Genomic DNA, 20015 nt, shown 5'->3' with positions numbered 1-20015 from the left:
GCCTCCACGGTTTAGTCGGCTCGATAGCGACAACGACCGGAACGTCCGACGATCCGCCGCAGTCGGGTACGCTCTTGAAACGATGACGGACGGGGAATCACCATGAGTTCGGCGGCTCGCAACGTCAGCACCGGGGTCAGCACGGGGCGGTCCGTGACGGACACCCTGATCTGCGACGGCGCCTATCTGTTCGAAGCGTCGCTTGACGTCGCCGCCGCGTCAGCACTGCTCCAAAAGATCAGGGCCGTGCGCGCGTTCGACCAGACCCTGTTCCTGGACGAAGCCGCCTTTGATCGTGATCCCCAGTATCGGGGCGTCAATCCTCGTCCCGGTCGGAATCTCCTCGAACGGTTCGACGCCGATCTGGCGTTCGTCGAGCGGGATCGTGAGTTGGTGGACGCTCTCGGCGAAGTGCTGGGGCCCGACTATGTCATCATGGACCGCAAGGTCGTCTGCGGCGTTCCCGCCCGGTCGGTTCCGGACTGGTTGAAAGCCAGGATCGACGGAGCGCCGGTCAACAATCTCGGCCCCTATGTCAAGCCGGACTATCGGGACGTGACCTATTTCTACGGCATCGATTTCCACCAGGACATTATCGACTTCAAGGACCGGGATGCCGATTTCCTCACCCTGTATGTCTATCTGCATCCGGTCGGCCGATCAGATGCGCCGCTGTTCCTGCTCAAGGGCAGCCATGTCCTGGGCGCGACCTCCTTTCCGCACGCCTTGGCGCGCAAGGACGCAGAAACCTGGCGTTATGACAGTCCCGATGGCCAGTCCGCCGAAGTGCGCCAGACCGTACTGACCGGTCAGACGGGATTCGCAGCCATCTGGCATCCCTTCACTCTGCACGGCACCCAACCGGATACCGCAGATCACGAGCGAATCTCGCTCCGCTATCTGATCGGTCGCCGATCGGCATCGGCTGTGGGTCTGGACCTGGTGAACGCCGCCATTCGAGGACCGCTTAGGCTGGATACCACCCGGGTGGACCTGGCCGCAGACGGTTCGCCGCAGATCATGAGCAACACCGTGCGTGCGGCGGAGGGCTGAGGCGGCTTCATTTCGTCAATAACCCCTCGTTAACCACGTCAGGCGTCTCCTGATCGAAGAACCTGCGAGAGCTTTGAGCATGTTTGTCCACAGCGCCAGCGCGCATCGGCCCATCGAACGGCTCTCTCAGGTCATTCCAGCCGCATGCCCGCGCCTGCCCGACGCCGACGCGGTCCTTCCTTACCTCCGCCGCATGGATGCGGCCCGGACCTACTCGAACTTCGGCCCGCTCCTGACCGCGTTCGAGGCGCGCCTCGCCGAACGCTTCGAGACGGGAACGGCCGTGGTCACCTGTGTGAATGCCACCCAGGCCCTGACCCTGACGCTGCAGGCCCTGGATCTACCGAAGGGCGGCCTGGTCGCCATTCCGTCGTACACCTTCGTGGCGACGGCCCACGCGGTGGTCGCCGCCGGCCTGATCCCCCTGTTTCTCGACGTCGATCCCGAGGATTGGATGCTTCGGCCGGCGACCGTACGCGAGGCTTTGAAACAGGCTCCTGGGCCGATCGCGGCGACGATCGTCGTGGCCGCCTTCGGTGCCATGCCGGATCTCGACGGCTGGAGGGCGCTGCGCGATGAAACCGGCCTGCCCGTGGTGCTGGACGCCGCCGCCGCCTTCGACACGGCCCGCACGGCCGATATCCCCACCGTCGTGAGCCTGCACGCGACCAAGGTCCTGGGTGTCGGCGAAGGCGGATTTCTGGCGACGACAAACGCCGGCCTGGCCGCGCGGCTCCGTCAGTTGACCACGTTCGGTTTTCGTGGCGCACGCGTCTCCGACATCGCGGCGACCAACGCCAAGCTCAGCGAGTATGCCGGCGCCGTCGGCCTCGCGGCCCTGGACACCTGGGATTCCGACAGGCTGCGATTCCTGCGAACCGCACGACTGGTGCGAGCCGCGATGACCTATTTGCCTGAGATCCGGTTCCAGTCGGGCTGGGGCGACGACTGGGTCACCAGCGTCTGTTCGGTGCGCCTGCCGGACGGATCGGTCGGTGCCATCGAACGCAGCCTCCAGGATCAGGATATCCAGACCCGGCGTTGGTGGGACCGTGGTTGTCACGCCAATCCGGCCTTCAACGAATGTCCCCGTGGCGACCTGCAGGTCACCGAGACACTGGGCCGTTCCGTTCTCGGCCTGCCGTTCGCGGTCGATATGGGCGAACACGAGATCTCGCGCGTCGCCGCTGCCCTGGGCTCGGCGCTGGCGAGCCTTTGAGGCTGAGGTCACACCATCGAGATGACTGAAGCGCCGCCGAAAGGCATCGGCAGCGTGATCCCGGCGGCGGAGCCTGACGGCGCATCGTCGTCCCGGCTCACGGTCTGGGCGGCCTGGACGGCGGATCAGGCCGAGAGCCGGGCGTTTTCAACCGCACGCGCGGCCCTCGCCCCCCTGCTGGCCGCCCGCGCGATCAAGCGGCTGTGGTTGCCGGCATACATTTGCGGCGCCGTTGTCGAGGGGGCGACGCGAGCGGGCGTGGAACTGGCCTGGTACGGGGTGGATGATCGGCTGACGGCCGACATCGAGTCTATGCGCGCCGCACTGGCACCCGGCGATGCGGTTTTTGTCGTCGCCTGGTTTGGCCGACCCATCGAGGCCGCCTTACAGGCCCTGGCTGCGGATTTCCCTGACATCCTGATCATCGAGGACCGGGCCCAGGCCCTTGATCCTGGACCGGGGATCGAAGGGGCGGTTCGGCTCTACAGTCCCCGCAAGCTGCTGGGCGTCGCCGATGGCGGGCTTCTGGTTGGAACCGGCCTGCCCAGGCCGGTGACGCAGCCCTCCCTGCCAGGGCTATGGACCGTCAATGAGAGACGCGGGGCGGACGTCGAAGGGCGGAATCCCGAGAGATGGTTTCCGGCCTATCAGGCGCGCGAAGCCGCCTTCGACGCCGAACCTCGCCGCTGCAGCGAACGGACCCTCGCCGCCCTCGCCTTCATCGATTTCCGACACGAGGCTGATGCGCGGCGACGCAATTGGCAGGATCTCGCCGGCCAGCTGCATGCGTGCGCTCTCTGGACGATCCCGGCTCCAGATTTTGCCCCCCTGGCCTTTCCGGTGGTCGTTTCCGACGCGGCCGGCCTCGTCACCCACCTCGCGGAAAAACGTATCTGGGCCGCTCGTCATTGGGCGAACCTTCCCTCTCCGGAAAGTTTTGGCGACGCTCACCGGCTCAGCCGTCACTGCGTATCCCTGCCGCTGGACGGCCGCTATGGGCCGACGGACATGCTCCGCATGGCCGAGGCCGTGCTGGCGTTCGCCGACGCTCAGCCGCGATAGGCCGGGAAGAACCCCGTTTCGACGCCCTTGCCCAAGGCCGCGTACCGCGCAGAGTCCAGAACCGCGCCGCACACCGACGTCATGACCTCTCCATTGGCAAAGCCTCTCTTGAAGGCGAAGAGGCCGCCTTCGCCGGAGCCGACCCCGGCGCCGCCGCCCAGGTTGACCACGCCCTGTCCCCCGAAATGGAGGATAGCGCTGTCGTACAGGGCGAAGCTGGCGCCATTGGCGTAACCGTCCGCGTCAACGGCGGTCAGGTGATTGTAGACGACGCCTTCGTGGGCGAACCACAGGGTCATGCCAACGATCCGGTCTCCCACCAAGGCGGCGAAGGCGGTCAACGCCGGATCGCTCGCCATGATCTCGAAACTGCGGTCGGGAAAGGCGGCCATGCCTGTGACGCCGCGATGGGCGATCAGACCGCGATACAGCCGGCCCCAGGGCTCCAGCCAGGGTCCCAGCGGCCCGACGTCGATCCGGCAGCGCCGATGTCCCCGGCGGATCCGCTCGGCATGATGGCGGCTGGGACTGTAGGGCCCGATCGCGGGGTCGACCGTCAGATGGGACTTGAACGGCCGGACGAGGTCGAACGCGGCCGACAGCCCGTCCAGCGACGGTCCTGCGAGCGGATCGGGCACAAGGACGACCGAGATCAGGCCGAGCGTGCGCAACCGCTCGAGCCCCCCGAACAGGTCCGCGGCGGCCGCCAGTGGGGTCAACGGATAGATCCCCGTCGCATCTTCGAGGCCGTCCTCGTGACCGGGGATCGGATCGACCGGGACGGGGCGGGCCAGAACCGAGACGCCCCACTCCGGCACCACCACCGGCCGTCCCGCGTGGCTCAGCGCAAGGGCGTAGGTCGGGCTCGCATAGGGGTGCACGGGCTCAGCCGCCGGCCCAGTAGTCACTTTCAGCGATGAGATCCGCATAGTCTTGCCGTGTGACGCCGACGAGAATCTTGTCCCAGCGTCGCCCCTCGCGGAAGTGCCAGCCTCTCTGCCGCCCCTCCTCACGCCAACCGCACTTGCCGACATAGAGACGATGCGAGGCATCGTTGTATTCGATGATGTCGCCGTCCAGGCGTTCAAGCCGCAATTCGTCGAAGGCGTAGCGCATAACCGCCATGACCGCATCGAGACCATAGCCCTTTCCCCGGATCTCGCTGGCGCCGAGCATCATGCCGTGAAAGGCAGTCCCGTTCTTCCAGTCTATGGAGACGAGATTGGCCGTGCCGAGCAGCAGGCCGTCCTCTATCCGTTCAATTCCGAAGCGTTGGTTCTGTCGATCGGTCGCCAGCCCATCCAGCCAGGTCCGGGTGCTCATCTCGCTTGATGGGAATTGCCAACCTCCCAGAAGGCGCCAGATCGCCGGATCATTCGCCCAGCGATGCAGGTGCGGAATGTCATCAGGCTCCAGCGCCCGTAGACGCACCTTGCGACCGTAAATGCTCATGTTGCGGCCTTTGCGACGACGAAGATGCTGGCGCATTCGCTCGGCCGTTCCTGACCAAGGGCGTAACACGCCTCCATGAAGTCGTGGCTGATCAGCGGACCTCCGATCAGGGCATCGAACTGGAAATTGGCCAGGGGCTTGTAGAGAATTCCCCCGCTGTGCTCCGCTCCCAGTCCGGCGGCCGCCACGTCGCGTTGCAGGGTGTCCAGTCTGTAGACGCGTCGGTGACCAGCCGCCTCGTCAGCGGCGGACAGGCCCTCAAGATGGCTGAACAGACCCATCTTCACCGCGATGCGTCGTGACGGAGCCTCGGCGTTGGGGACGACGACATAAAGCCGTCCATCCGATGCCAGAAGTTCGCCCAGACGACGCAGGGCCGCGACGGGGTCCGTTACATGTTCCAGCACATGCGACAACACGATCGTATCGAAGCGCCGATCGGTCTCGTAGTCCTCCAGCAGCGCCTCGACGAAAACCGCACGATCGCCCAGCCGCTCGCGGGTGTGGCCGATGAAGGTGGGATCGGGTTCGAGTACCGTCAGGTCGTCATACCGCTCCAACAGCAGGGAGGTCTGATCCCCGTGCGCGCATCCGACCTGAAGGCAGGCGCCATCCGCGAACCAGGGCGCGAAGGTGCGCATCATGTACCCGCGCATCAGGGCGTCGAACGGCCCCACCGCATCGCCATAGGAGACCACGGCCGCCGCCAGCCGGTCGCGTTCGCTTGATGCAGCGGCGCTCGAATGGATTATCGCGGGCTTCGCATTCATATTTGGTCGGCCTTGAACGCCCAGTTTTCAGGCGGTTGATAGTAGTCCTCGACGGTGGACGGCACCTGGGCATGAAACCCGAGAAGTTGCCGCGCGGTCGGTGTCAGACCGTCATGGGTCTCGACCGGCAGGAAGCGAGGCCAGTCCATCTGCGGCTTCATGAAGGGACGGCCGAAACACAGCGTCAGGCCGCGACGCAGGGCCTTGCTGCGGTTGGGGGCCGCGCTGTGAACCGCCAGACTGTCGAACAGGATGATGTCGCCCGCCCGCCCGGTCAGGGAAATGGCCTGGGCGGCGAACTGGTCCGCCGAGGGCATGGCCTCGATCCGGTGCGACCCCTCCAGAAGGCGGGTCGCGCCATTCTCGATGGTGAAATCGTCCAGCAGGATCAGCATGTTCAGCGACAGGCGAAAGCCGTTTGACCAGGTCCGGACATCCCTGTGGGGCTTGTGCGTATAGGCCGTGGTGCCCGGCGGGTGGAGAGTCGCTCCGAAATTGAGGAGGATGACCTTGCCGTCGAAAAAGCGCTCGATCTGATCCAGCAACGGCATGTCGGCGATCAGGCCGTCCAGGCTGTTGTTCAAGCCAAGAGCGTGGTGGGCCGTGCCCTCCATATTGGCGGCGACGCCGTTTCGGACCTGCACGTCCCGGCGAACGGCGTAGAGGGCCTCGGCGTCGCTCGCCAGGACGGCGACCCGATCGGCGTCCAGCACGCCCTCGAAGCGAACCCAGCCGCGGGTGCGAATCCGCTCATCGATCTCGCTCTGATCCAGCGTCATCGGGCTTCCAGCTGCACGAACAGGGCCGTACCCATGACGAAGCTGCGCGCGATCCGGTCGGCATGACGCGCGCAGTATGCATCACCGACCGTCCTGGGTCCGTCGCCGAAGGCCCAGACATAGTCGTCGAACACCACCCAGCCGCCCGGTGCCATGTGCGGCGTCCAGCAGTCTGCATCCTCGGTCACCCGTTCGAGCGCGTGGTTGCCATCGATATGCAGAAGGGCGATCCGTCCGGAATAGGCGGTTCGGCCGAGGGCCTCGGTCTCCACCGTCAGGCCTGGGCCATAGCGTTCGGCGGCCACGGTCGAGGCCGCGCGGATATAGTTGACCCGCCCGTCGGCGAGGGGTGCCAGATTGGTCTCGAAGATGCCCAGGGCATCGTCAAGGTTCATGGCCGCGCTGGCCTTGTCCAGGATCGCCACGCCCTGTGGCAGGGCGTCCGCGCGCCAGGGATCGACGCACAGCAGCGGACCCAGGTCGTGGTGGCGCGACAGAAGGGTCAGCAGGGCCGCGGACCGGCCCCACCACGACCCGATCTCGACGATATCCCCGCTCGGGACATGGCGCGCGACCTCGATCATGGCCGCGATCTTGTCATTGTCCGACATCCCGGGCACGTCGTCGACGAAACGCAGAAGACCGGCCAGACGAGCGCCCGCCAGACGCGGGGTGCCGCCGCCGAACCAGTCGGGCGCGGCGCTGATTTCCGCCGCGCGCTCCCACAGGGCCCGGTACGCCCGTTCCTTGGCCAGCAGGGGCGAGGCGCTGATCAGGTCGACCCCTCGCGCCAGACCGGGGAGGATTTCGGCGAGATAGCCGCTGACGACCTCATGCGGCGAGTAGACGGCCGTCACCCCCAGACGCGTGATCAGGCTCTCGAGCGCATCCGCGAACTCAGGCGCGTGGACGTAGGGCAGATACTCCCAGGCATCATAGCGGTCCGCATCGGGGTTCCAACCCAGCGAGGACGCGCCGACGACACGATCTCCCCGCGCGGCCGACTCCGCGCGGTATTTCAGGGCGTCCGGCACCCCGGCTGGAAAGATCAGGACCGTTCCAGTCACGATCTCACCGATGATCCGCGCGTTTGCGCGCGAGCATCTCGCGGAAGACGCTCTCAAGATTGCGCGTGAAGCCCACCTCGTCGCGATAGGCCGAGGCCTCGAACGCCGGGCGAACCCGCTGACGGAGTCCGTCCAGTCTGGAGGCGTCGGCGGTCAGGTCCAGGGCCCGCTGGACATAGTCGCCCCAGTCCTCGGCGATCAGCTCGGTCAGGCCGCACGGCAGAAGAGCGGGCAAGCCAATGCGCGAGAAAAAGTCCTCGCCCTTCAGCGTCAGGACCGGCACGCCATTGGCCAGGGCATCGCAGGTCGTGGTTCCGCCCGTACAGGGGGACGGGTCCAGCGCCAGATCGATGTCGGCGAAAGAGCTGAGATACTCCGTGCCCGTGCTGTGCCCGCGGAACTCCAGTTGTTCGGGTCCGACCCCATAGGCGGCGAACCGGGCCTGTGTCGTCCGTTGCAACACGGGATCGACATAGTAGCGGTACTTGAATACCAGCCGATCCTCTGGCCGAGCCTGCAGAATTTCCGCCCAGGCCATGACGGTTGGTTCGCTGATCTTCGCCGGATTGTTGAAGGATCCGAAAGTGACGTGGCCCTTGTGGAGCAACGGCGTCGGCACGGACTCAGGGCGATGCGGGGCAGGTCTGTAGGGTGCCATGATGTCGCCCATCCGCCAGATCTTCTCAACGAAATAGTCCGCCGTGTCGGGGGCGTCCATGCTGTCGGCGTGCAGGACATAGTCCATGGCCTCCAGCCCCGTGGTCTGGACGAAGTTGATCCAGGCGACCTGCACCGGGGCCGGGCGATGTCCGAAAACCGACAGGCGGCTCCCAGCCGTATGCCCCCAGACGTCGACCAGGACATCAATCCCGTCAGCGCGGATCCGTTTGACGACCTGGGCGTCCGACATCGACCCGATCCCCCTGACAGTGCAGGCGTCCGGCAGACCGGTCTCGACCGACGGATCGGCGCAGTACAGGAAAACGTCTGCGGCCGCCGGATCGTGAGCCTGAAGGACAGGGATAAGGAACTGCGCCACCTGATTGCGTGAGAAGCTGGGACCTACATAGCCGATCCGCAGACGACGGTTCACTACGGGCTGGCCGGTGAACGACGCCTTCTTCGGCGTGTGGGGCGCAGCGTAGAGCGCGGCCCATTTGCGCGCCTCCTCCGAAACCTGTTTCAGGCGGTCAGGCCCATGGAAGAGCGCATAGATGAGAAAACCGTGGGTCCCAGGCGAAGGAAAGGTCTCGGCGGCAAGGTTGAAGATGTCGATAGCCTCGGCCATCCGACCCTGGTGCTGCATCGACAGGCCGTAGCTGATCAGCAAGCTCGGATCGAGATTGTCGAAGTCCAACGCCTTGCCCAAGGCAAGCGTCGCCGGCCCCATCAGGTTAGCCTGATAGAGCTGCATGCCCAGGGTCCCGCAATAGGCGGGATCGGTGCGTAAGCGGCTAACATCCCCGCCGACCGAACGTATCACCGCCACAGCATGCAGGTTTCGGGCGTCGTCCAGGGTTGGACCTGCGATCTCCGGATGTCCCGCCGCAACCAGGGCGCTGTAGAGCCAGTAGCGACAATCATAGTCAGCGGGCTTGGCCTGGCTTATGGCATAGAGCAGCTCTACCGCCTCGATCGCATTTCCCAGCGCCAGAGCGGCGCGGCCATCTTCGATCGTCGGGATGTCCGCGAACGCTTCGCTAGCATGGACGGCGGACATTATGGCGACTCCGATTGGATACGTCAGCCTGGGCCGCATCGCTAAATGAGGCGTTAACCACGACGAACTCACCGGGCGATGATGGCGTCCAGCTTTTCAAGTTGGCTGCGCCGTGAGACCATCCCGGCAGGAAAAGCGTACTCGCTTGGATCGTGTCAACGCTCTCGCTTCCAGTGGGTGCTGACTGACTTGTCCAGCTTTGTACCCAAGCGCCATTCTTCGAAATTATCGAGGCGTTCGCTGACGGCGAGCACCATGGACTAAATGACACCGGCGACAGAGTGTTGGCAAATGGGCATGGTGCTTCGGTGCATGCCGAACCCGCATTGCCTCGCCGGAGGCCGGCAAGCGGAGCACCCACAGGAGGACCCCATGACAGGACCCGTTCTTGATCGTCGCCTGTTTACCGGTGGCCTGGCCGCCGTCCCTGTGTCGGCCTGTGCGATCCTCCGGCCGTCCGGGCAATCTCCCGTCGCCCCCGGCGTGACCGTGGCTGATTTCGGAACGACGGACCTGGGGGAACCGGTCAGGCTCTTCACGCTGACGAACCGGGCGGGCCATACGGCGAAGATCATGACCTGGGGCGCGGCGGTGACGTCCCTGACCATGCCTGACCGGACCGGGGTCCTGGCCGATGTCGTCCTCGGCCTCGATACCCATGCGGACTATGTCGCGCGCTCGCGGAATTTCGGAACAACGGTCGGCCGATACGCAGGCCGGATCGCCGGTGGCCGGTTCGACCTGGATGGTCTTGCGGTCCAGTTGGACACCGACGGCGCGGCCCACAGTTCCCACGGCGGCCCGGTCGGCTTTTCGAAGCGCAACTGGACCGGGCGTGTCGACGAGACGGCTGCGGGGCCCGGCGTGGCGATGACCCTTGTCAGCGCAGACGGCGATCAGGGCTTTCCCGGCGAACTGGTCATCACCGTCACCTACCGGCTGACCCATGACGACCGCCTGACCCTGGCGTTCGAGGCGACGACGACCCGGCCGACGGTCCTCAACCCCACCCATCACAGCTATTTCAACCTGTCCGGTGCCCCCGATCGACTGGTCCTGGACCATATCGTCACGATCGACGCCGACCGGTTCACCGCCTTCGGACCCGACAAGATCGTCACCGGCGAACTGAGGTCGGTGGCCGGCACGCCGCTGGACTTCCGGCGACCCAAGCCGGTCGGCCGCGACCTCGCGACGCCCGATGAGCAGATGACGATCGGCGGCGGCTATGACCACAACTTCGTCGTTCGGGGGCGGCAGGGGACACTGCGGCGCGCCGCCCGGGTCGATCACCCCGCCAGCGGACGCCGGCTGGAGCTCTGGACCACCGAACCCGGCGTTCAATTCTATACGGCGAATGCGGTTGAGATGATCGGCCGGGGCGGCGTCCCCTATCATCCGCGCTGCGGCCTGTGCCTTGAACCCCAGCACTATCAGAACAGCCCGAACCGACCCGAGTTTCCGTCCACCGTCCTCCGCCCGGGAGAGACCTTTCGCTCCACCAGCGAGTACCGCTTCGGCCTTTCGGTCTGAGCAACAGCAATGGAGGCCAATGGACCTTTGTTGCCGGTGAATCATCGGCCGTGTCTGGCTTTCTTTTCCGGAAACCGGTGTCATAGTCTTTGCAGGCGGCAGGCCAAAAGCCGCAGAGGAACGCGAAGGCAAGGGCGAACGCCGTGCACCATGCCGGGTTCGCACCACCATTGGGGGAAGCATGCGGACGTTCATCGGCCGGCTGGGCTGGCTTGCGTTATGCGTCGCGATTGGTGCGCCGGGCGCAGCGGTCGCCCGGCAGGTCACGAGCCCGCCGGATGGCCTGCTGTTTCACATGTCGGCCGACAGCAGTGTGGTAGCGGACCTTGCCAGGGGTCAGGCCGAGCCGACGTTCGCCGACCGGATCGCCGTGAGACCGACCGGCGGGGCCAGGGGTGGCTACCTCGAAGGGAGCGATGATCAGCAACTGGCCTGGTCCGCGCCCGGCAACATCCTTGCGCAACGGGGTACGGTCGCGTTCGACTGGCGGGCCCACTATGCGACCGGTCCGACGCCTTTCGTCCTGTTCCGCGTCGGCTATGCCAACCATTCCAGCTGGGACATGACGTTCCTGCGCATCGACTGGAACGGCTCTGGTTTCGACGCCTTCGTCACCGACGCCAATCTGGCCCGGGTGCGGGCCTCCTACACCTTGCCGGTCGCGCCGGATCCCGATCGCTGGACCCACCTCGCCTTCACCTGGGACGAGACGACCGGCATCGCGCTGTTCGTCGACGGCGAACGCGTCGCGGCCGAGGCGACCTCTGCGCCGTTGGACGCGGCTCTCGACCAGTTCGGCACCGCCGCCCGCATCGTTTCGCCGATACAGGTTCACAGTCGCTACAGCTTCACCCGCGGGTCGGACTACGATGATCTGCGGATCTACGAACGGGCCCTGTCCGGGGCCGAGATCGGCGCGATGCGACAAGGGGGAAGCGCCGATGTCCCGGCACTGGCATCCCGGCCCTGGCAGGATGCGTGGAGCCGTCGCTTCGGCTTTGATCAGGGCGCAGCGCCGTATCTCGCCGATCGTGTCACGATCATTCGTCGCGTCGAGTTCACGGATCAACGCGACGTCGCGCAGCGGCACTGGAAGGGCAACGACGGTATCCGGGAGACCACATGGCCCGGCGTCTACAATCGTTCACGACTGCCCGGGCGGAGCGACTATTTCATCCTGCCGGACTGGAACGTCTATTCGATGGGCGGCCGGTCTGCGACCTGGTTCCTGCCGCAGGAGCCATGGAACCAGGTCGAAATCCAGGGCGCAGCCTATGGCGAGGTGGCTGCCGTCGACGCCCGGATCAACGCCAGCCGCGTGATCGACGCGTCGCCGGCGCGGAGTCTGTTTCAACGCCCGCAGAGTGCCGAACGCACCTCGACGCGCCTGCCTGTCCAGCAGGGCGGCGCGCTGCGCTTCACCAACACGGAGCCAGAGACCCCCATTCAGGAGATCGGCGTCTACAACGTGACGGCGGGTGATATTCCTCAAAGCCTCGGCGACTATCGCTATGTCGTCCGCAGCGCGGTCGAGCCCGGCTATGTCGCCATCGACGACGTGACGGCTTTCATTGCAGGCCGCTATCCACGCGAGGAGCGCGACACGGTCGTGGCCCTGCCCGACAGCGCGCCCGGCCTGGCGCGCGCCACGCCCCTGACGGGAAGTCGGCCGATCGTCCATGTGGTGCTGCCGATCGACTTCCGCCGCGGCCGGCCGGGCGGTCCCCTGATCCGCAACGTGCCGACCCTGAGTTTTCAGGAGGCGGGTGGCCTTGACGGTATTGTGCTCGACATTCCTGCCCTGACCGCCACGCCGGATGCTGCGGGCCTGATCTCGCTGAACATACGGGTCAAGGACCCCACCTGGCCGCTGCGCGACCTGCTCGACATCAACGTCTCTGTCCGCCCGGGAGAGGCCCGGACCGTCTTTCTCGACACCCGGGACCGCATACTGGACAACGATCACAGCCTGTACCTGACCGTGGCCGCCGCCGCTTCCGACTTCAGTGCCGGGAGCCTGGACGGCATGGGCGTCCGCCTGATCTTCAAGACCCGCGACGCCGCGCGTGCCGAGCATGTCGCCGACCGTCTGATGCAGATAAAGGACAACTACGGCTTTCTGGTCGAGGAACGCCAGATCACGCGGGACCTGGCGCTGTTCGACCGGTTCTATCGCGACCTGACCGATCTGCTGAGGATCGATCCGGACAATGTCGAGGGTCGCGCCTACTGGAGCGAATGGAACGCGGCCCAGCCCCTGCCCGACTTCGTCCAGCCGATCCCTCCCGCCGGCGTTCCCCTGTGGGCCTTCCGTCAGACAGAGGCACTGAAGCAGGTGCGTCATTTCGTGAACTGGTGGATCGACAACCGCCAGGTCAACGGCGAGTTCGGAGGCGGGATTTCCGACGATACGGACCTGACCAATCAGTGGGTTGGCCCGGCCCTGATGGGGGTCGATCCGGACAAGCTCAACGCCTCGCTGAATGCACTCGTCGAAGCGAGCTATCGCAACGACATGTGGGACCAGGGCCTCAACCGGATCCAGACCGACGAGCTTCACACCTACGAGGAAGGCATCAACGCCATCAGCCAGGCGGCCTTGCTGAACCGCGGCGATCCCGTCGCTATCGAGCGGTTGATGGCGACGGCGCGGCGTTACGCCGACATCACGGCGATCAATGCGGCCGGCCATCGGCACATCATCTCGAACAACTTCGGCGGTTCGCTGTTCGCCCGCGAAACGCCATGGGACTGGTCGAAGGGCCAGTCGCATCTGATCCTGCATCCCGGGATGCTCCTGGTTGACTACAACGGGTCTCCGGAACTGAGGTCACTGCTGCTCGAACTGGCGGACGGTTACGTCGCCCATCGTCAAACCGGCACCGACGGGACGATCTCCTGGCCGGCGGACATAAACTGGACGACGGACGCACAGCGCGGGTCCGGGCTTGGGCCGACCGCGATGTTGCTGTGGGCTGCGTGGCGGTGGACGGGTGCCGCTGCCTATCTGGAGCCACTGGGAGATCCTGCGCGCTCGGCAGAGTTCGCGAACGTCAACAGCGACGTCGGCCGCGACCTGGGCCGACCGGAGCTCGATCAGCGCTATGTGGACCTGGCCAGTGCGCCGGACGCACCGGCCGATGCCCTGACCTTCGCTGCCGCCGAGACAGGAAACCGTGAGCCGCTGGAACGCCTGTATGCCCGCGAGCTTCAGTCGGCCTCGGTGCGCATGCGCATGCAGACCGAGGACCACTGGTGGACCGACCGCGTGGAGGTGCCCAGCGTGCAACTGCAGCGCGCGAGGCTGGGCGGCGTCGCCCACGCCCGCAACCGCATCGTTCCGGGCCACAGGATCAGCTGGCGCTTCGACGATCCCGAAGACGCTCTCGGAACGGCCATCCTCGTGCGCGAACCGGCCGCAGACGGGTTTCGCGTCGTCGTCTGGAACCTGTCGAACCGGCCCGTGCGCGCGGCGATCACGGGGGCCGAAATCCAGCCCGGAACCTGGCGCGTCACTCAGGGACCGGATGGGGACGGTGATGACCGTGCCGACACGGCGGAGGCCCGGACGGTCCCGTTCGGACCGGGCGAGGCCCTGCCGCTGATCCTGCCACCCGATGCGAGTGTTCTGGAGTTCCGGCTTGTCGAAGCCGGGCCGGCGATGGCGATCCGCCCGGATGTCGGGATCGGCCGGTCCGATGTGACCATCGACGGCCACCAGATGACGGTGTGCGTTCACAGCCTTGGGTCCGTCGCCTCACCCTCGGGGCGGGTGGTCGTGGAAACGGCCCAGGGCGTGCCCCTCACCAGCGCCCCGTTCGAAGCGCTGGAGGCCCCGAACGATCTTCGGCCGAAGGTCCAGACGGTGACCCTGACCCTTCCGTCCCTGGTACCGGAGGACAGCCGGATCCGGCTGGTTCTCGACGGCGAGCCGCTCGAGATCAGCCGCCAGAACAATGTGGTCCCGTATGCGCCCTAGAACCGTGCGTCTCGGTTCCCTCTTGCTCGCGGTCGCATCGGTCTCGGGGTGCGTATCCGTGCCGGAGGCTCCGCCACCGACATCGATTTCAGCGACCAATCCGGCATGGAGCGCCGGTGTGCTGGAGGTCGTCACGCCGCTGGTCGAGCGCCGTCTGGCGGCGAACGGTCAAGGACGGATCGAGGCGGGCCATCCTCTTTTGCCACTCGGCCTGGACGCCCTCGGCCGGGCAAGCGGCGACCCGCGATACTTCACCGCGGCCGCACAGGCCAAAGTGACCGGCGCAGAAACGATCCCGATCACAATACCCCGTATCTGCGCCGGGTCTGACTGTCGGAGCAACGATCTGCTCCGGGGTTCCGATCTCTGGGTCGGGCCATGGGTAGGCGAGTCGGGACGGGCCAAGGTCGCTTCGCTCGACCTGGCATTCCGGCGTATGGCGCTGACCCTCTTCGACCGCGAAGCCCTGCTGTTTCATGCCAATGAAGACGCCATCGGCGAACGGCATTTCGACGCCAAGATCAATGCGACAGCCTTCGCCGCCCTGACCCGAATGGTGGATGCCTTGCCCGCTGAAGACCTGGCTCGCCTCGAGTATGTCGCCCTGTACCGTGAGATGGCACGCACGGTTACCCGCACCCAGGGGCCCGACGCCTTGTGGCACGCGCGCCTCGACGATGGGTCGACGCCGGCCGATATGGGTGCCTCGGCGTTGTTCGTGTTCGGGCTGACGTGGGGTCTGAACACGGGAATGCTGAGCTTCAACGAGGGCGAAAGCGCGGCCCTCAACGGCTGGGACGCTCTTCGGACCCCTGATCGTCTCGCGGCGTTCGAACATGATGACGCAGCCCTGGGAGCGCTTTTGCTCGCCTCGGCCCAGATGGCGGAACGCCGATGGTAGGCCAGGTCACGCCCGGAACATCAGGACGGTCGTGGCCGGTATCGCGCGCCGCAGCCTGTCTGCTGGCGGGCCTCCTGATCACCCTTGCCGCCCTGGCGCATGGCGAGGCCAGGGCCGAAGGGCAGTCCATGCCGCCGGTCTTGATCGAGGAACCCGCATCAGGGTTCGCCCTGTTCGGGCCGGGAGCCGAAGATCGCTTGCCGACCCATATCGGCACCATGGCGGCCGACGCCGTGATCGCCAATGCCACGGTTGGCCTGTCCAGACCACCGGGTGCCATCCCCGTGATCCACACCGAGGGCACCCTCCCCGGCCGAGGCATTCGAGAGATCAGTGGCCGGGCGCGAGAGGACTTTCCGATCTCCCTGTCTCTGGGTCTCGCCTATCGGCTGACGGGCGAGCGTCGCTACGCGGAGCGCGCCGAGGTCTATCTGATGGCCTGGGCGGAGACCTATCGCTGGTCCTTCAACCCGATCGACGAAACCGGCTTCGATACCCTGATCATGACGACCGATCTTGTTAGCGACGCCCTGACGCCGGACGGCAAGACCCGGATCGACGCCTTCTGGCGAGCCCTTGCGATCGGTTACCTGGACGCCATGGACGGCACCCCGATCAACGCAGGCACGAACTGGCAAAGTCACAGGATCAAGCTGGCAACGCTCGCGGCCTATCGGATTGGTGATCCGGCGCTGATCGACCGTGCCAGGGCCGCCTATCGCCGCCACGTCAGCAACAACGTTCTTGCCGACGGGACCGTCCACGACTTCCACGAGCGTGATGCGATCCACTACGTCACCTACAATCTGGATCCCTTGATGACGGCGGCTCTGGCGGCAAGGGTTCATGGTGAGGATTGGTTCGGATGGCGGAATCCTGCCGGTGCTGGCGCACGCGATGCCGTCTCCTGGCTCCTCCCCTACGCGGATGGCAGGCTGACCCATCAGGAGTTCGTCAACTCCCGGATCAAGTTTGACGCAGACAGGGCGCGAGCCGGGCAGCCGGGCTATGCGGGGATGTGGGACCGCGCCGGCGCGGTCAATACGCTCGGAATTGCCAGCTTGCTGGAGCCTGAATTCTGCGACCCGTATGCTGCCCTGAAACGGGCGACAGGGCGTCCCGCAGCCGTCTGGATCGATTGGCTTGGACCAGCGTCGGCAAACCTGGCCGTATGCACGCCTCCAAACCGGACATGATCCGGATGACGTGGTGATGTCCTGGAGGTCCTCGTTGCCGTCGCCGAACGTAGCGACGGCCGGTCGAAAGCGGCATCGACACCGGCTATGGGGCCGCGCGGGTCTGGCGGGACCGCATCGAGCTGACGTTTACACCTAAGGTCCACAGAAGCGTGTCCGGACGATCTACACCATCACTCATTGGTGTCGGCATCTCGTTGTTGCCCGAACAATGACATAGGCAGCACTTGACGAGCTGAATGACACCGGTATCAATGAGGGATTGAACCGAAAAAGCTTCACCAAGAAGCAGACGGTCAGGGGGAGAGAAAACGATGATTCTGCGATCCATTCTGTTCGGCACCGTCGCAATGGGTGCCATGGCGACGAGCGCGTTGGCCCAGACACCACCCACGCCACAGGAAACAATGGTCGATGAGGTGGTCGTCACCGGCTTCCGTCGGTCGCTGCAGGCCGCGATCGATGTGAAGCGCAACGAGAATTCGATCGTCGACTCCATCAGTGCGGAGGATATCGCCGACTTCCCCGACCTCAATCTCGCCGAATCGCTTCAGCGCGTTCCCGGGGTGCAGATCGATCGTGACGGCGGCGAGGGCCGCTCGATCAACGTCCGGGGTTTGAGCTCCGACTTCGTCCGGGTTCGTCTGAATGGCCTCGAAGCCCTGGCGACCACCGGCGGCCGCGACCAGGGGCGCGCCAACCGCAACCGGGGTTTCGACTTCAATGTCTTCGCCTCGGAGCTGTTCAACAGCATCACCGTGCGCAAATCGCAGGAAGCCTCGGTCAATGAGGGTTCGCTGGGGGCCACCGTCGATCTGCAGACGGCCCGCCCGTTCGACTATTCGGGCTTCACCTTCGCCGCCGGAACCCAGGCCACCTACAACGACCTGTCGGAGAACACAGGCCCCCGCGCAACCGCGCTGATCAGCAATCGCTGGCTGGATGGCCGTCTGGGTGCGCTGGTCTCCGCCGCCTACAGCAAGCGCGAAACCTTCGAGGACGGCTCCAGCTCGGTCGGCTTCCGGGTCCCTGCCGACGACGGCTGCGTGCCCACCACGGTGGCCGGGGTCATCACCTCCTACGTCAACTCCACGCGCTGCTACCAGTCGGTCGGAACGATCACGACCGCCGACGGCCGTACGCTGACGGGTCTCGCGGCCCAGGCAGCGGCCCATCTGGCGGCCCATCCGCGCATTCCGCGCTACGGCCGCATCACCTACGATCGCGAGCGCCTGGGCGTCACCGGGTCCATCCAGTTCGATGTGACCGACCGAACGCGACTGACGTTCGACTCGCTCTACGCCAAGCTGGACCAGACCCGGAACGAGGAGTTCCTGGAGATCATCAGCCCCGCGCGTGAAGCCGGCGTCCAGGGCTTCCGGGCCATGGATCTGGTCCGCGGCGTCATCGACAACAACGCGACCCTGATCAGCGCGACCTTCGACGACGTCGACGCCCGCACCGAACAGCGCATCGACGTCCTGTCGACGGAGTTCACCCAGAACGCCCTGACCCTGACCCACGAATTCACCGATACTTTCCGGTTCCGCGGGCTGGTCGGCAGCTCCGAAGCCATCGGGTCCAACCCCCAGCAGACGACGGTCTCGTTCGATCGCTATGACGTCGACGGCTACAGCTACGACTATTCGGGCAACAAGAACGTCCCGGCCTTCAACTACGGCTTCGATGTCACCAACCCGGCCAACTGGGCGCTCAGCCCTTCGGCCACGCTGGGCGACGCCTCGATCATCCGTCTGCGTCCGAACAAGACAGAGAACACCTACGACACGATCGAGGCCGAGTTCACCTGGGACTTCAACGACAGCCTGACCTTCCGTGCCGGAGCCTCGCAGAAGGAGTTCGGCTTCTCGGTGGTCGAGAATCGCAAGGCGGTCGAGGCCGTCCCGGCGACCGCCCTTGCGCTCCTGGCGGCCCGCGGGGTCACGATCGACCAGTATTCGACCCGCGTCACCAGCCTGAACCGGGGATCCCTGACCCTGCCTGGCTCCACGCCCGCGAGCTGGGTCATCCCGGACATTGCCAAACTCGATGCGCTGATCGGTTTCAGCTGCAATTGCGTCAATGATTTCGGTGACTTCCGGGTGACCCCGTTCGCGGGTGAAACGCGGGCCGTGAACGAGACATCGAAAGGCATCTTCCTGCAGGCCGACTTCCAGACCTCGCTGATGGACATGCCGGTCCGGGGCAATCTTGGCGTCCGCTATGTCGAGACGGAAGTGAATGCGACCGGTCTGCTGGGGACCCGCACCCTCAACCTGACCAACACCTACGAAGACACCCTGCCTGCTCTGAACGTCTCCATCGAGCCGGTCAGCGATCTGATTGTGCGCTTCGCCGCCGCCAAGGTCATGGCGCGACCAGCCCTCAACCAGCTCACCCCGGGTGGTACGGTCGCCCAGGGCGTGGCGGACGTCACCCTGACCGTCGGCAACCCGTTCCTGGACCCCATCCGCGCCACCAACTACGATCTGAGCGTGGAATGGTATCCCTACGACGAGGCCCTGTTCAGCTTCGCCCTGTTCCACAAGTCCATCGATTCCTTCGTCCAGACCGTGCGTGAACGCCTGCCCTTCTCGGAGACGGGTTTCCCGAACGACATCCTTCCGGCAGGCGTCCTGCCCTCGTCGGACGTCATCTTCACGTCCAGCCGTAACACGCCGGGCGGGGATCTGGACGGGTTCGAGATCACGCTGCAGACGCCGTTCAACTTCCTGCCCGAGACGTTCCGGGGCCTGGGCGGCCTGTTCAACTACACCAAGGTCGAATCCGAGGTCGAATATATCGTCAGCCCGACCCTGGGCACCACGACCCGGCAACCCATCGTCGGTCAGTCGCCCTCCTCATGGAGCGGCACGCTCTACTACGAGAAGGGACCGTTCGAGGCGCGGGTCTCGGCCACCTATCGTGACGAGTATCTGATCCGCGTTCCCGGGGCCAACAGCAACGACGTCGAAGGCAAGGCCGAGTCGACCAACATCGACATGTCCATGTCCTATGACATCGGAGACAGCCTGACCGTCTCGTTCGAGGGGATCAACCTGACCGACCAGTATGACGAACGGTGGATCAACAGCCGACGCAAGAACAACCTGAACTACGAACACACCGGCCGCGAGTTCGTGTTCGGGGTTCGCTACCGGTACTGACCCGTCTACGCCGCTCACCTCCTCATCCTGCACTCTCTTCCCTGAAGTGACTAAACCGGCACCCATGTGGTCAGGGCCACGGTGCCGGCATCTTTTTACGACGCCATTCGGCCAAAG

The 20015-nt window shown here is 65.5% G+C and carries 14 protein-coding genes; 8 read left to right on the top strand and 6 right to left on the bottom strand.

Annotation, left to right across the window (positions count from 1 at the left end):
* Positions 1–102 precede the first annotated feature (102 nt).
* The 3 genes from HZ989_RS05545 to HZ989_RS05535 all read left to right on the top strand — a co-directional run bounded on the left by HZ989_RS05545 (position 103) and on the right by HZ989_RS05535 (position 3334).
* Positions 103–1053 carry a phytanoyl-CoA dioxygenase family protein gene (locus tag HZ989_RS05545; RefSeq protein WP_209322631.1) on the top strand — a complete coding sequence of 317 codons (951 nt, stop codon included), beginning with the start codon at positions 103–105 and terminating at the stop codon, positions 1051–1053.
* Positions 1054–1132: 79 nt separating this feature from the next.
* On the top strand, positions 1133–2272 hold the full coding sequence (locus tag HZ989_RS05540) for a DegT/DnrJ/EryC1/StrS aminotransferase family protein (RefSeq protein WP_209322630.1): 1140 nt from the start codon (positions 1133–1135) through the stop codon (positions 2270–2272).
* 21 nt (positions 2273–2293) lie between these two features.
* Positions 2294–3334 (top strand): hypothetical protein, encoded by a 1041-nt coding sequence (locus HZ989_RS05535; protein ID WP_209322629.1) that lies wholly within the window; start codon positions 2294–2296, stop codon positions 3332–3334.
* Here the strand turns inward: HZ989_RS05535 and HZ989_RS05530 are convergent.
* The 6 genes from HZ989_RS05530 to HZ989_RS05505 are packed head-to-tail and all read right to left on the bottom strand — an operon-like array spanning position 3322 to position 9122.
* Positions 3322–4215 (bottom strand): hypothetical protein, encoded by an 894-nt coding sequence (locus HZ989_RS05530; RefSeq protein WP_209322628.1) that lies wholly within the window; start codon positions 4213–4215, stop codon positions 3322–3324. The genes HZ989_RS05535 and HZ989_RS05530 overlap by 13 nt on opposite strands.
* A gap of 4 nt (positions 4216–4219) precedes the next feature.
* A complete protein-coding gene (locus HZ989_RS05525) occupies positions 4220–4822 on the bottom strand; it encodes a GNAT family N-acetyltransferase (protein WP_209322627.1) in 603 nt (200 codons plus the stop codon).
* A complete protein-coding gene (locus HZ989_RS05520; protein WP_209322626.1) occupies positions 4783–5556 on the bottom strand; it encodes a bifunctional 2-polyprenyl-6-hydroxyphenol methylase/3-demethylubiquinol 3-O-methyltransferase UbiG in 774 nt (257 codons plus the stop codon). The genes HZ989_RS05525 and HZ989_RS05520 overlap by 40 nt, the downstream gene beginning before the upstream one ends.
* Positions 5553–6335: a phytanoyl-CoA dioxygenase family protein gene (locus tag HZ989_RS05515; RefSeq protein WP_209322625.1), complete on the bottom strand. Its 783-nt coding sequence runs from the start codon at positions 6333–6335 to the stop codon at positions 5553–5555. The genes HZ989_RS05520 and HZ989_RS05515 overlap by 4 nt, the downstream gene beginning before the upstream one ends.
* Positions 6332–7402: a class I SAM-dependent methyltransferase gene (locus tag HZ989_RS05510; RefSeq protein WP_209322624.1), complete on the bottom strand. Its 1071-nt coding sequence runs from the start codon at positions 7400–7402 to the stop codon at positions 6332–6334. The genes HZ989_RS05515 and HZ989_RS05510 overlap by 4 nt, the downstream gene beginning before the upstream one ends.
* Before the next feature lie 4 nt (positions 7403–7406).
* Positions 7407–9122, bottom strand: a complete 1716-nt coding sequence (locus HZ989_RS05505) for a glycosyltransferase family 41 protein (RefSeq protein ID WP_209322623.1) — start codon at positions 9120–9122, stop codon at positions 7407–7409.
* Between the two features lie 372 nt (positions 9123–9494).
* On the opposite strand from HZ989_RS05505, the gene HZ989_RS05500 reads away from it, so the two are divergent.
* The 5 genes from HZ989_RS05500 (at position 9495) to HZ989_RS05480 (ending at position 19898) form a co-directional block, all read left to right on the top strand.
* On the top strand, positions 9495–10655 hold the full coding sequence (locus HZ989_RS05500) for an aldose epimerase family protein (protein ID WP_209322622.1): 1161 nt from the start codon (positions 9495–9497) through the stop codon (positions 10653–10655).
* A gap of 181 nt (positions 10656–10836) precedes the next feature.
* Positions 10837–14634, top strand: coding sequence for a LamG domain-containing protein (locus tag HZ989_RS05495; protein WP_209322621.1), 3798 nt, complete (start codon positions 10837–10839; stop codon positions 14632–14634).
* A 118-nt stretch (positions 14635–14752) separates the two neighbouring features.
* The gene (locus HZ989_RS05490; protein ID WP_209322620.1) at positions 14753–15535 is read left to right on the top strand and encodes a glycoside hydrolase family 88 protein; all 783 of its coding nucleotides are present in this window, start codon (positions 14753–14755) and stop codon (positions 15533–15535) included.
* The gene (locus HZ989_RS05485) at positions 15529–16731 is read left to right on the top strand and encodes an alginate lyase family protein (RefSeq protein WP_245162468.1); all 1203 of its coding nucleotides are present in this window, start codon (positions 15529–15531) and stop codon (positions 16729–16731) included. The genes HZ989_RS05490 and HZ989_RS05485 overlap by 7 nt, the downstream gene beginning before the upstream one ends.
* 314 nt (positions 16732–17045) lie before the next feature.
* The gene (locus tag HZ989_RS05480; protein WP_209322619.1) at positions 17046–19898 is read left to right on the top strand and encodes a TonB-dependent receptor; all 2853 of its coding nucleotides are present in this window, start codon (positions 17046–17048) and stop codon (positions 19896–19898) included.
* The last annotated feature ends 117 nt before the right edge of the window (positions 19899–20015 follow it).

The organism is Brevundimonas sp. AJA228-03, assembly GCF_017795885.1.
In the GTDB taxonomy this organism is placed as follows: domain Bacteria; phylum Pseudomonadota; class Alphaproteobacteria; order Caulobacterales; family Caulobacteraceae; genus Brevundimonas.
The sequence above is the reverse complement of the archived record's forward strand: the minus strand, read 5'-3'. Positions and strand labels throughout refer to the sequence as shown.